Raw genomic sequence first — 12,868 nt, 5'->3', positions numbered from 1 at the left:
TCATCAAAGTCGGAAAACGGTAAAGCCAACTTCTGCAGCCTCTTTCCTACTAAACAGACTCTTTACATCCACAAGCACTGGTTTGCTTCCGCGACAGAACGCACGCAAAGTTGCCAAGGGCATCTGCCGGTATTCGTTATGACCCACAGCGACCACTAGAGAATCCACAGCATGATCGGGATCAACCGCCTCTAACTCCAGACCATATTCGCGTGCAACTTCCTCAGCATCGGCCCAGGGGTCGGCTATCGCCACACTAGCCCCCCATGCTCTGAACTCATTGACCATGTCTACGATCTTGCTGTTGCGGATATCAGGACAGTTTTCCTTGAAGGTGACACCTAGTACGCCAATGCGGCATTGAGAAACATCCATACCATTGAGCAGCATGTGTCGGATGGTGTTGCGCGCCACATAGCGGGCCATGTTGTCGTTGATGCGACGACCAGCAAGAATGACTTGTGGGTGGTAGCCCACTTCCTCAGCTTTGTGGGTAAGATAGTACGGATCAACGCCAATGCAGTGGCCTCCGACGAGCCCAGGACGGAAGGGAAGAAAATTCCACTTGCTACCGGCTGCCTCGAGAACATCTAGGGTGTCTATACCGATGCGATCGAATATGACGGAGAGTTCATTAACAAGGGCAATATTCAAGTCACGCTGAGTGTTCTCGATGACTTTGGCGGCTTCCGCTACCTTGATACTGCTAGCTTGGTATGTTCCAGCGGAAATAATGGAGCCATAGAGAGCATCAACTTCACGTGCTACCTGGTGAGTGGATCCACTTGTGATCTTCTTAATCTTTTTCAGCGTGTTCACCTTGTCACCAGGGTTGATACGTTCAGGGCTATAACCGCAGAAGAAATCGACATTAAATTTTTTTCCGCTAAATTTCTCGAGTACTGGTACACAAACTTCCTCAGTAGCTCCGGGATAAACCGTGGACTCGAAAATGACGACAGCCCCAGAAGGCATGGCTTTGCCAACAGTCTCACTAGCCTTGACTAACGGCGTAAGGTCTGGTCGATTAACGTTGTCAACCGGAGTGGGTACGGTGACAATAAAAACTTGACAGGAAGCCAAATCTGAGGACGTGTTACTAAAGCTCAAACGGTTAGCCGCTGTAAGGTCTGACGATGCCACTTCCAATGTGCTATCGTGTCCTGCTTTCAATTCGGCAATACGCTCTGCATTAATGTCGAATCCAAGCACGTTACGGTGCTTTCCAAATTCGACAGCCAATGGCAATCCGACGTAACCTAGCCCAATGACGGCTATATTTGCTTGTGATAGATTCATTTTGCTGCAACGAGGTTTCTGGCATTGACACACTTCAATAGCGGACGAAAGCCGGTGGAAGAAATCAGTATTCGTAGTTGACATAGCGGTATTTGCCATGCCTGTAGCCCAGGCCGTAGCTGTAACGCCGCGTCGCCATGTGAAGATCGTTGAAAACGACGCCGCGCACTTCAGCTCCGGCCTGAGCCAACCGCTTAGAGGCCTCCTGCAGCTCGCCAAGGCTAGTCACCTCGGCCCGCACAAGCATGAATACCGCGCCCACCAGAGGCGCTAAGATGGCGGCATCAGACGCAGCCAGTACAGGAGGCGCATCTAAAACTACAAAGTCGTACTGAGTGGCAACTTGCTTCAGTAATGCCTGGGTGGCCGAATTTGTAAGTAATTCCGCGGGATTTGGCGGCAAAATGCCTGTGGATAAGAAGTCAACATTTGGCACAACCTCACGACGCACTGCATCACCAAATGCCATGCTGCCGCTAACCACTTCGCTCAGTCCTCCTGTACGCCCCTGTCCGAAATAGCTGTTCAGATGTCCTTTGCGCAGATCAGCGTCGATAAGCAACACGCGTTTGCTGGCCGCAGCAACTATCGTGGCAAAGTTGACGCTGGTAAATGATTTACCGACGCCCTGCGTAGGGCCTGTAAAAAGCACCAAGCTGCTAGGCATATCAAGCATGACGAACTGCAGCGCGGTTCGCAGGCTACGCATGCTCTCGACCACTGGATCGTCAGGCGCTTGAATAGCTAACACGTGATTGCCAGGCAGTTTGCCAGCGATAGCTTTGGCATGCTCAGCTTGAACCTCGGAATGCGGTATGGTTGCGAGCACGCGAAGGCTGCTGTGCTGCTCGATTTCCGACGGATCCTTGAGGCCAACGCGAAGGTTGTTGCGAGCAAATGACAGACCCAGTCCAACTATCAAGCCTAAAACAGTGCTTAGCACCACGATCAGTGCACTACGAGGCTTGACCGGCAACTCAGGCACGATAGCTTCATCCACTAGCCGGACATTACCGACTCTGCCCTCTTTGACCAAGCGCAACTGTTGAACGCTGTTGAGCAGCGAAATATAGAGTTCGTTGTTAACCTTTACATCGCGTGTTAAGCGCAGCAGATCTTGCTCCACGGAAGGGAAAGTTCGAGCGCGGCTATTTAACTTGTCAAGCTCGGTATTGACGCTGTTTATCTGGTTGTCAATGATCTGCAAGCTAGGGTGGGCACTGGTGAAGCGAGCCTCAATTTCCTTGCGCTTTTGCTGTAGCTCCACGAGGCTTATATGCAGTTTCGCCCCATGATCAAGCATTACCTTTGCCTCGCCCTCAAGGTCGAAGACATTGTTCTTACTGCGATACTGATTGAACTTCCGCTCGGACTCCTCGAGCTCCTTGCGAAGTTGGGGTAGCTGAGTCTCAAGGAAGGCTAGCGATTTTGCTGCTTCTGCAGCCTTTCGCTGGGTGTTTTGACTAACGTAGAGCCTGCCAATCTCGTTGAGCGTCTGGGAGATCAGCAGAGGATCGCTACCCTCAAGGGTGCTGCGGATCATGCCTGACTGTTTGCCCTTCTCACCAATACTGATCTTGTCCTGGAACTGTCCGATGACATCTGCCTTTGAATAGCGAGTGACATAAAAGGCAGCACCGGCTTTTCCATTAGCACCGACCACCAGCAGGCTGCCCTCGCCTTCTGGATACTGGATGTGCATAGACTTACCGATAGTTCCTTGGCCCAAAAGCTCGCCGTCTGGCGAGACCAACTGGTAACCCTTTTCTGTGAGTACAACCGTATGTACCTTGCCTTCTAGACTCTTGGGAACAGTGAAGTTGGCCACCTGAAGCGCTTCTGTACCTCGGACATAGCCATCCATACCCAGAAATCCAGGTTCAGACAGCCCGGTCGCACGTCGTGCCAGCCAGCGACCAACAAGCGGTATGTACTTGGGAGTGACCTCCAGATCGAGGTGCAAATTGGCTATCGCCTCACCAATCACCATGCGTGAACGCAAAATCTCGATCTCAGCAACTGCTGGAGATTTAATATCGAACATGCTGCTAACGTCATTCAGCAAGCCATTCGCCCCTATGACCTTCGTGTCTTCAACTTGGATCAAGATATCAGTCTGGTAGACCGGGGGGCTTAATAATGTATAAGCGAACCCGATGCAAAGTGCTAGCGCTGTTATGCCCGCGATAAGCCAACGGCTGTCAAAAACTACATCGAGCAAATCAATTAAATGGATTTCGTCGTCGTACACAGGAGATCCCGAAGATTGATCAAGTTGTGTGACGTTTTTGTAAGGAGGAAGATTCATGCTTTCAATTGCTTCTGCATCTAGCGTTGATTGATGCTCAGTTCACCGATAACGCACTAGCCAAGTTGCTTGATGCGGGGCACCCAATCGGTAACCCCGCGTGAGATGCAGGCATAAGCGACATTGAAGGCCTCGCGCGACTGTAGGTACGGATCGACAATGTCGAAATCGCTCCAGCCCCCCAGTCTGAAAACCTTGCCTCTGGTCCAGGGATATTGCTGCTCCAAGTCAAATTTTTGACTCTGTTCCATTAGTAGGATTAGTTCTGCCCGCTGGCACATCCAGGCGGTAAGTTGCTGGGCTCGATGAGCAGATAAATCCAAGCCATGCTGCACAGCTACAGCTACGGACTCCGGATCGGCAGGGTTACCGACCAACGCTTTCATACCGGCCGACCAAATAGTCTTACTAGGAAGCTGACGTCGCAACAACGCTTCAGCCAGAGGACTGCGGCAAATATTGCCTATACAAAGAACCAGTATGTTTTGCATCTTGTCGTTGCTCAACGGGTCGCCGCAGCGGATGCATTGTTGATAGCTAAAGCACTAGGCAAGATCTGGCTGATGACACGGTTCCATCGCACAACAGGTGCAGGATCGACGTACACCACATCACGCGACTTAAGTGCAAAGCCTTCGGATAAGGCATAGGCCATTGGAGAACTTGCATCTAGGTGAAATATCTCAGAATTTCCGTCGGGCAACGGTCGCACTACATAGACCTGTTTTGGATCGCCAGTGATGGTGCTAATTCCGCCTGCTTCTCCAAGAGCCTCATTTAAACTGAGTTTTCCATTACGCAGAGGCTGTGCCATTGGGCGCGTCACCTCGCCAAGAATATAGACCTTGGATTCCTCTTTACTTAGCACGCGGACTAAGTCTCCCTTACTCAGAAGAATCAGCGATGGATTAATACCCAACTCCAGCAATCGTTGCATATCGATCGCAGTAGTTTTTCCATCCCGAGATATCATCACGCTCGCACGGTCGGCAAGGACAGTGAACCCCCCGGCACGATTAATCGCTTCAGGTAGGGTCATTGGAATGTCGTTGATAGCTTGCAACCCTGGAGCGCGAACCTCACCATCGATATAGACGCGACCACTGCGATAAGACTGTATACGCAAAGTAATGCGGGGCTTCTTTACATATTTGGATAGTTTCTGCGTAAGTACATCCCGTGCCTCAAACTCGGTAAGACCTTCGAGATTTACACCGCCGACATAGGGAAACTGGATGTAGCCGGCAGAACTGACGTTATATCCGTTACCCACCGGCGATACGCTGGAAACATCACTCGTAAGCGAAGATGCAGCAGGAATCAGAGCAAGCTCGGGATGATCCCAGACAACAATATTAAGGATATCACCTGGGCCGATTTGATAAGGTCTTGGTGTTCCAAATAATGCGCGCACTTCTGAACTGAGCTCGTAGGATTTATTCCTATTCTGCACCCGTATCAGATCCGAGGTAATATTTATAAGTTGATTCGTAGAAATTTTTACTTGATCTGTTACTTCCTTAGAACTATTAAATTTCTGCTCTTTATTTTCATCAATTGACGATGCTCCATAATTTTGCAGAGGTTTAATTAAATCATTGGCAAAGCCTTGTTGCATAAATTGTCCAGGTGCCAATGCGCAACCGGCAAGACTAGATACTAATAAAACTTGTACTGCAAACAAGCAGTACTTAAAATTTTTCAAGCATTTATATTCAATTTTTTGATGCATTGAAATCCATTTTTTCTAAAAATTGCACATGACCAGAATTTAGGCGGAAAATTATTCAAGAATAATTTTCTTTAGATCAGCACTCAATTGTTAATAAATTTTGAAATTAAAAGAAAATAAGCACGCAGGCTACCGCAATGTTTTCGCCTAGAGAGGCGGAAACATATAAGCAAAACCAACATCCTATCGCACTAACAAAACAAGTCAACAAGTCAACAAGTCAACAAGTCAACAAGTCAACAAGATATTTACTGACAATCTTATGCTGACTCCAGTCTATGTGGCTCTATGTTAACAAGCAAAGGACGGCCTAATATTTGAAGCAATACCGATACGCGACGACTAGAAACCTTATTAACTACGCCTTCGATACCTTTTAATGCTTTTTCATTAATTCGAACACGATCACCCGGACGTAATTTAATAAGCTCATCTTCATCTAATGCAGTGCGCTCTATTTCTATATGTCTGATTGCGTTAAGAACTTCCGGAGCTATCTTAGCAATCTGAGATCCAAAGCGAATCACGTGTGATACACCACGTGTGGAGCTAACCGGCAATATAGACTGAGCAGAATTTACTGGTCGAAAGAACACATATCTTGGAAACATAGGCTCAAAAATAACTTTGAAATTTTCGCCATTTTTTTTGAACTGTTTGTAGAGTGGAAGATAGGCATCAAACCCCTGCGCAATAAGGTTCTCAACTGCAACGGCTTCAAGCTTCGGGCGTGTATATACAGCAAACCAAAAATGAGAATTTTCAAGTATCTCACTCATAAGCTATCCTGCAGATGAATCATAAATTTTGTAATTTCTCAGTAACGCAAATACTATCAATAGGTTAATCTTATCTAAGCATCATTTCTTTGCTAAAAACTCGGAACCTCAACGGCGGAACACCTGCTATTTTTTGAAATGCGCGTGTAAAATGGGCCGCATCCGAATAACCCAAAGATAGTGCAACATCAACAATCTTTGTATCTGAATCAGTCAAAAGATGCATAGCCTTATTGAATTTTATTTCATTTAGTATTCCACGATAGCTTAAACCTGAATCTGCTAAGGCGCGCTGCAAACTTCTTGTACTAGCATTAGCCATTTCTGCTATATCAAAAACAGTCGGAACTTTTCCATCCAGATAAGAAGGCAACATTAGTCTAAGCGCATCAATTAATGAATTAGAATAGTTAAGAACATCTATTTTATTTTCTTTGCCGAATATTTTTTTATTAATTGGCGGCATGCTTAAATAGCATATTGGAATCTCGATCCAAGCTTCTCGGTGTGCAGACGTAAATTTACACCTACTCCAAATTGCGCGTACATCATCAGATGGCATGTAATATGCATTAAATGCCATGCATTCAGGCATCCAATCATTACCAGCAAACTGTCGGACTATCTCAATTAAAATTAAATTATTTATCCATTGAAAGTTTTCAATATTTTGCAACGCAGATGTATTTTTAAACGATCCACAGACTCTTAAAGAAGATCCATGAAACTCTATTTTTACTAATAAATCAGTATTTTCTATTTGCGCTCTCGCACTAAAATTTTGCAAAGCCGAATAAAGATCCGGAGATCCATTTATGATCGATTGAGATTTATCGGATAAATATTCGAAGTTGATTTTTTTAGAAAGCAAGTAACCAACATCATAAGATCCGCGCATTCGCCTAGCCGCATCAGAAAACTGAACTGCATTCCTCAAAGGAACATAGCAATCTTGTTTTCCATACAAGTAAATAGGCAACTTATTTTTCATCAGCAGAGATTCAATTTCTCTATTCGAAAAACAAGTCGCTTCAATAAAAGGGAAAAGAAATTTCCCACGCACCAAAGGTATTTTTAACATATCTCGCTGCATGGAGAAAATCCAGCGCAAATTTTCTTAAATTAGTTTATGTATAATTATTCACTTTTTCGCCAGGAATTAATTTTCCCGTCGTTACGAATTAATACAAATTAAAACATAATAGAACCGCATATTCTTGCCACATTACGCCAACATTACTACCAGTTCGCGCCACTCTGGAATTTAAAAATATCCAATATCCGATTGAATTTATACTGCCGAAATCTTTGAGATAAAATATTTATACTCTGATCGTGAATTTTAATTACCTTTAATAAAAAGCAATTAGACTCTGACCATATTTCAATTAAATCAATATCATTACCTTATTGATTTATTAATGGACAAACTAAAAATTATTTTCAATCGACACACTCATCTTCCAAAGTAACTCAATTAATATGAATGTATCACTTGATATCATCTGATATCAGATCAAGATAGATTAACATTACTTTCAAAATGCTAATACTTGACTTCTACGAGAACGCTCTACCCTAATCCGACACGATTGCGTCAACCTGTTTTAGGTCGAGCTAACCACAACCTCCAGACGAAGCTATGCCACCGCGAGGGTCGGTGGGTAACCACGTTCAGTGAACCTATTGTTCATTTCTACAGAAATGTGGAGCTCATTAAATAGCGCCCAAAATTTCTGAACATGACCAGCTCGCCCATTAATCTTATGCAGTTAGTTTTTTCGTCCACAGAGCTTTGTCGGTAGTAGTGACCCTAAACTTTCCATATCCTTCTATTCTTCTTCCAAATCAACAGCCACTTCTCGGTAAAAAAGGGAGTGTCCTTTGCGTTTTCCGGCATTTCTTTGTAAGAGATAATAGAGACAGCACTACTTTTGATAAACGCTTCATAAACGTGCCGTGCGTAATATGCACGATCACCAGTGAAATATGCACAGCTTGGTTTCGGGGAATTATTTGAGTAGATCGGCTATAAGAGCCGCATCACGTACTTCATTGAAGCTCACGCTAATCGCCCATATTTACAGCTTCTGTGCATAAATTCCGATGTGCAGTTTTCGCCACTAAGAGCTGCTTATATGGAAGCCTCCCGGATTACAAGTAACCCTTGTGCATGAAGAATCAGGAGGCAGGGCTGCAGTCTTATATCCGGCCTATTGCGCAGGCTGGTACACCTGCTGGCACTGATGGCATTCGCTGATGAGGCTCCCATCTAACACTCGAGCTGAGCGCTCTTGGCTGTTATCGGAGTGTCCTCATCTCGGTCCGACCTGTCTGGTCCATCACACATTTCGGGTCGCTTGCTCTCCTTCAAAACGTCAGATTCGCAATCAATTCTTCGTGCTCTTCAGTGCGCGCCCTGCCAAGCTTGCGCACTCCACGCTTGCCCTTTGGCAAGCACGGCCCAGATGGTCCTGGCCAGCTTGTTGGCAACTGCCGCAACAACTACGTTGTAGGGCCTGCGTTTGAGCAACGTTTGCAGCCACGGCCATGCGGACGCCTCGTGGCTTTTAAGCACAACAGATCTCGCCGGGTGCATCAACAGCGTTCGCAGATATGCGTCCCCACGTTTGCTGATGCCCATTTGCCGCGCTCGACCACCTGTGCCGCTTTGGCGTGGCACCAATCCGACCCACGCTGAGAACTCTCTCGCGTCTTTGAACGCCTGGGCATTGCCCATGCTGGCAACAACTGCGGTCGCCGTGAGCAAGCCAATGCCGGGTATCTGAGCAACGCTCTGGCAGTGCGGGGACTCACGCAGTTGCTGGGCAAGCCTGTGTTCGATCTGATTGATATCCTGGCTCAGTTGGGCAATGCGGCGCACTTGCTCGTTCAGACTCTCCATCAACATCGCTGGCAGGCGTTGGGCTGCATCAGCAAGCGCGTCTGGTATTGCTTGGAGCAGTGCGCGATGCCCTTCGGGCAGCACAAGGCCGAACTCATAGAGAATGCCTCGCAGTTCATTGGTCTGCATGATGCGGCTCTTCATGAGCTGCGCCCGGATCCGATGCAACGACAACACTACCTGCTGCGCTTGGGTCTTCACGGGCACAAAGCGCATGCCCGGCTGCTGGCACGCTGTCCAGATCGCCTGTGCATCCGCGGCATCTGTCTTGTTGCGCTGAACGAACGGCCGGACTTTGCGCGGAGAGATCAGGCGCACTTCGTGCCCCAACTTCGTCAAAGCGCGAGCCCACTCATGCGCGCCGCCGCAAGCCTCCATCACCACGAGCGATGGCTCACGGATGGCAAACCATTCAAGCAAGCGCGCCCGCTTGAGTTGCAGCCGTTCTATGCTGCCCGTATCGTGCTCCACCCAGTGCAACTGGAACACCTTCTTGGCAGTGTCAACCGCAATAACGGTATGGTCCATGACAGTCTCCTGTGCAGTAAGACTTCACACCTTGGCCCTGATTGGTGCAGAGCACAAGCCTCTCGGGAGGGAGGCTTCCATACCATCTAACACCACCGATCCACAAAGCGAGCGCAGATGATTGCAGCAGCCAATTTCAGCAACGCTTCGTGGATGTCCAAGCGCTTTTCAAAACGGATTCGCAGCTTGCCAAAGCCCGCAAACCATCCGTGTGTCCTCTCAACGACCCAACGATGCCTGCCCAGTTTCTCGCTGCTCTCAATTCCTCGTCTCGCAATTCGGCTAGCAATGCCCCGGCCCCTGAGATAGGCGCGGCAACGCCGGTAGTCATAACCTTTGTCGGCATGTAGCTTCGCTGGTCGCTTGCGGGCTCGTCCTGGCAAGCCTGCAATCGCAGGAATTGCGTCGATGCACTTCTCGAACATCATCGAGTCATGTCTGTTTGCGCCGCTGACCAAGATCACCAGCGGGATGCCTCTGGCGTCTACAACGATGTGTCGCTTGGTGCCGCGTTTGCCTCGATCCGTGGGGTTGGGGCCCGTTTCCTGGCCCCCCGGGGGCTTGGTACCGAGGAGCCATCAATGCTGGCCCGGCTCCAATCGATCTGGTCATGTTCACGCAGGCGCACCAACATGGCTTGGTGCAGCTTCTGCCAGACGCCGCTGGCGCTCCAGTCGCGTAGTCGCCGCCAGCAGGTCATGCCACTGCCGTATCCCAGGGACTGTGGAAGGTCTTCCCATGGGATGCCGGTATGCAGCACAAACAAGATGCCATTGAGTGCTGCTTCATTGCTCACGCCGAGCTTGCGTGCACCACCTTTGGCGGAAGGAGTGAAGGACGGAATCAGGGGCTGCAGTTGTCGCCACAGCTCTTTGCTAACGGGTTGTCTTGCCATGAGGGCACGAAGCATAAATGCTTCGTGCCGGTCTCAAAGGGAAGTGGTGTTAGCGGCTCTTAAGTCTGGTTCCGGCCAAACAAGGCCAGGTAGCTCGAGTGCTGAATGGACAAAAGTCCAGTGGCTTGTCGACGGGCCTAACCAAGACACCTTCTGATCCAACCAAATCGTCAGGGAACGGAGAAGCAGTACTGCTTCCAGTTGGTATTGCGATAGCGTCTTTTAGTTGTGGGTTGGCTTATCCACCGATCCCGACGTCCCCATACCGGATTTGAGTAGCGTCTGGCTCTAAAGTCCAATCCCGAAGACAGGAGATTGGACGTGAAAAAGAGATTTACAGAAGAACAGATCATTGGCTTACGCATCGCTGTGGGGTGCGTGTGAATCGATGGCGCCTAAAATTGGTTGTTCTGTCAGCACCCTGCACGGGTGGATTCAACGCAATGAAGTCGACATGGGCCTGTGACCAGGACTCACCACGGATGAGCGTGAACGACTCAAACCGCTTGAGCGGGAAAACAAAGAATTGGGCAGGGCCAACGACATCCTGAAGCCTGCGAACGCTTTTCTGCGCAGGCGGAGCTAGCTCGAAGAATAAAGAGCTGATTGACGTCGTAGACAAGTACTGCAATGTCTATGGGACCGAGGCAATTTGCAAGCTGCTGCAAATTGCCTCTTCAGGCTATAGAAGCATGGTTCAGCAAAGAAACTGCCCGTGGCTGCGCTTCAGCCGGAGCCAATCAGACGCAGAACGTTGCGGCCATATTCAACGTGTGTGGCAAGCCAACTGGCAGGTTCACGGGGCAGTCAAAGTTTGGAAGCAAATGCACCGAGAGGGTTTGCCGATTGCCCGCTGCACGGTGCAACGCCTGATGCACAAGCTGGGACTTGAAGGTGCAAGACGTCGCAAGAAAGTGCCTACGACACCCCCAGATGCTGCAAGACCATACACATTAGATGTAGAAGTTCAGACTTGATCTGACAGTGGGCCTTGCCAATAGGTGAGGTTTCCGTTTTGATAAGGGTACGAATCTTTATCAATCCGGGCGCGCGAGCGCCCAACGGAGAAACCTCATGAACAGTTTCAACCAAACCATTATTCGGCACAAGGTCGGCCTACTCAATCTGGCCAGTGAGCTGGGCAACATCTCCAAGGCATGCAAAGTCATGGGCGTGTCCCGTGACACCTTTTATCGCTATCAGCATGCCCACGAAGAAGGTGGCGTTGAAGCCCTGATCCAGACCTCTCGGCGAAAGCCCAATCCCAAGAACCGGGTTGATGAAGCCATTGAAGCGGTTGTCCTCGCCTGCGGCCAAGCTGTACACCACCAAGACACCGATCACGGGTGCTGATCTGCTCAATGACCGGATGCTGCCGTTCCTGGCCGAGCAAGGCATGGGGCTGTTGCGAATCTTGACCGACAGGGGCACGGAGTATTGCGGTAAGGCCTAAACGCACGACTACCAGCTGTACCTAGCCGTCAATGACATTGAACACACCAAGACGAAGGTGCGTCACCCGCAGACCAATGGCATCTGCGAGCGATTCCACAAGACCATCCTGCAGGAGTTCTACCAGGTGGCGTTCAGGCGCAAGATCTACCGATCAATTGACGAGCTGCAAACGGATCTGGACGACTGGATCAATTACTACAACGGGCAGCGAACACATCAAGGCAAGATGTGCTGTGGCCGGACGCCGCTGCAAACGCTGATGGATGCAAAGGAGGTTTGGGACGAGAAGGTAAAAGCGCTGAATTAATCTGACAGCCGTACCGCCCGAAACGGGAGCAACTGTCAGATCAGATCGGAACTTCTACACATTAGACCTCGTCAATCGACAGTACACAGCACAGCGCCCAGGCCAGCTTTAGGTCGCTAACTTCACCTATTTATCGACATGGCAAGGGCAGAAGTTTGTGACGTTTGTGATTGATGTCTATGCCTGCCGCATTGTGGGCTGGCCAGTCAGCAGCCACATTTGCACCGAATTTGTGGTGTATGCGCCAGACCAAGCCCTGTACGCAAGGCAGCCAAGCTTGGAGGCGGGTTTGGTACACCGCTCCGACAGAGACAGCCAATACGTATCCGAGCGCTATACCGAACGTTTGGCCGAGACAGGTCCGATGCCCTCAGTTGGGAGTGCTGGGGATTCCTAGGATAACGCCGTGGCGGAGACCATCAATGGCCTGTACAAAACGGAGCTCATCCACAAGCGGGGCCTTGGAGAACAAGGGAATCCCTGGAGCTAGCGACCTTGCAATGGGTCCATTGGTTTAACCTCCAGCGCCTACTGGAGCCCATAGGGCATACACCGCCAGTAGAAGCCGAGGTGAGCTACTCGCGGCAATTTGCCAAACCTGTGCGGGCTGACGCCTGCACTTCAACCAACTAGCCTCCGCCAAACTCGGTGTGATTCAGT

General features: G+C 49.2%; 9 protein-coding genes, 2 pseudogenes and 1 other annotated feature. Of the genes and pseudogenes, 3 read left to right on the top strand and 8 right to left on the bottom strand.

Translation table 11 applies throughout. The features are described from left to right. Positions 1 to 3 precede the first annotated feature (3 nt). From O987_RS07835 to O987_RS27830, 8 genes are all read right to left on the bottom strand, one after another. Positions 4 to 1,299, bottom strand: coding sequence for a nucleotide sugar dehydrogenase (locus O987_RS07835; RefSeq protein WP_034359171.1), 1,296 nt, complete (start codon positions 1,297 to 1,299; stop codon positions 4 to 6). A 64-nt stretch (positions 1,300 to 1,363) separates the two neighbouring features. Beyond that, positions 1,364 to 3,607, bottom strand: a complete 2,244-nt coding sequence (locus O987_RS07830; RefSeq protein ID WP_043371476.1) for a polysaccharide biosynthesis tyrosine autokinase — start codon at positions 3,605 to 3,607, stop codon at positions 1,364 to 1,366. Positions 3,608 to 3,663: 56 nt separating this feature from the next. Continuing rightward, entirely contained in the window at positions 3,664 to 4,098 is a 435-nt protein-coding gene (locus tag O987_RS07825) for a low molecular weight protein-tyrosine-phosphatase (protein ID WP_043376228.1), read from the bottom strand. Positions 4,099 to 4,109: 11 nt separating this feature from the next. Continuing rightward, complete coding sequence (locus O987_RS27845) at positions 4,110 to 5,339, bottom strand: polysaccharide biosynthesis/export family protein (protein ID WP_080731474.1); 1,230 nt, start codon at positions 5,337 to 5,339, stop codon at positions 4,110 to 4,112. A gap of 260 nt (positions 5,340 to 5,599) precedes the next feature. Continuing rightward, complete coding sequence (gene nusG, locus O987_RS27840; RefSeq protein ID WP_080731473.1) at positions 5,600 to 6,118, bottom strand: transcription termination/antitermination protein NusG; 519 nt, start codon at positions 6,116 to 6,118, stop codon at positions 5,600 to 5,602. 70 nt (positions 6,119 to 6,188) lie between these two features. Then, positions 6,189 to 7,211 carry a helix-turn-helix domain-containing protein gene (locus O987_RS27835; protein ID WP_080731472.1) on the bottom strand — a complete coding sequence of 341 codons (1,023 nt, stop codon included), beginning with the start codon at positions 7,209 to 7,211 and terminating at the stop codon, positions 6,189 to 6,191. A gap of 1,314 nt (positions 7,212 to 8,525) precedes the next feature. Then, entirely contained in the window at positions 8,526 to 9,551 is a 1,026-nt protein-coding gene (locus O987_RS07820) for an IS110 family transposase (RefSeq protein ID WP_043371474.1), read from the bottom strand. Between the two features lie 86 nt (positions 9,552 to 9,637). Beyond that, a protein-coding gene (locus tag O987_RS27830; protein ID WP_144244987.1) for an IS5 family transposase occupies positions 9,638 to 10,446 on the bottom strand; the annotation gives its coding sequence in 2 pieces (ribosomal slippage) (positions 9,638 to 10,116 and positions 10,116 to 10,446; 810 coding nt in all). Between the two features lie 561 nt (positions 10,447 to 11,007). Further along, positions 11,008 to 11,123, top strand: a sequence feature (AL1L pseudoknot). Between the two features lie 15 nt (positions 11,124 to 11,138). Between O987_RS27830 and O987_RS29825 the strand changes: the two genes are divergently transcribed. The 3 genes and pseudogenes from O987_RS29825 to O987_RS29380 all read left to right on the top strand — a co-directional run. After that, on the top strand, positions 11,139 to 11,423 hold the full coding sequence (locus tag O987_RS29825; RefSeq protein ID WP_080731471.1) for an IS3 family transposase: 285 nt from the start codon (positions 11,139 to 11,141) through the stop codon (positions 11,421 to 11,423). 97 nt (positions 11,424 to 11,520) lie between these two features. Further along, positions 11,521 to 12,208: pseudogene (locus O987_RS07810) on the top strand (helix-turn-helix domain-containing protein). A 61-nt stretch (positions 12,209 to 12,269) separates the two neighbouring features. Next, positions 12,270 to 12,841 (top strand): annotated as a pseudogene (locus O987_RS29380) (DDE-type integrase/transposase/recombinase); the annotation flags it as partial. Positions 12,842 to 12,868 lie beyond the last annotated feature (27 nt).

Source organism: Comamonas testosteroni TK102 (genome assembly GCF_000739375.1).
GTDB lineage: Bacteria > Pseudomonadota > Gammaproteobacteria > Burkholderiales > Burkholderiaceae_C > Comamonas > Comamonas brasiliensis.
Note: the sequence above shows the minus strand (reverse complement) of the source record. Positions and strands in the feature narration are given on the sequence as shown.

Coding starts and splice junctions, on each gene's coding strand:
- O987_RS07835 (WP_034359171.1), bottom strand. CDS start 1,299: ATGAATCTATCACAAGCAAATATAGCCGTCATTGGGCTAGGTTACGTC.
- O987_RS07825 (WP_043376228.1), bottom strand. CDS start 4,098: ATGCAAAACATACTGGTTCTTTGTATAGGCAATATTTGCCGCAGTCCT.
- O987_RS27835 (WP_080731472.1), bottom strand. CDS start 7,211: ATGCAGCGAGATATGTTAAAAATACCTTTGGTGCGTGGGAAATTTCTT.
- O987_RS07820 (WP_043371474.1), bottom strand. CDS start 9,551: ATGGACCATACCGTTATTGCGGTTGACACTGCCAAGAAGGTGTTCCAG.
- O987_RS29825 (WP_080731471.1), top strand. CDS start 11,139: ATGGTTCAGCAAAGAAACTGCCCGTGGCTGCGCTTCAGCCGGAGCCAA.
- O987_RS27845 (WP_080731474.1), bottom strand. CDS start 5,339: ATGCATCAAAAAATTGAATATAAATGCTTGAAAAATTTTAAGTACTGC.
- O987_RS07830 (WP_043371476.1), bottom strand. CDS start 3,607: ATGAATCTTCCTCCTTACAAAAACGTCACACAACTTGATCAATCTTCG.
- nusG (WP_080731473.1), bottom strand. CDS start 6,118: ATGAGTGAGATACTTGAAAATTCTCATTTTTGGTTTGCTGTATATACA.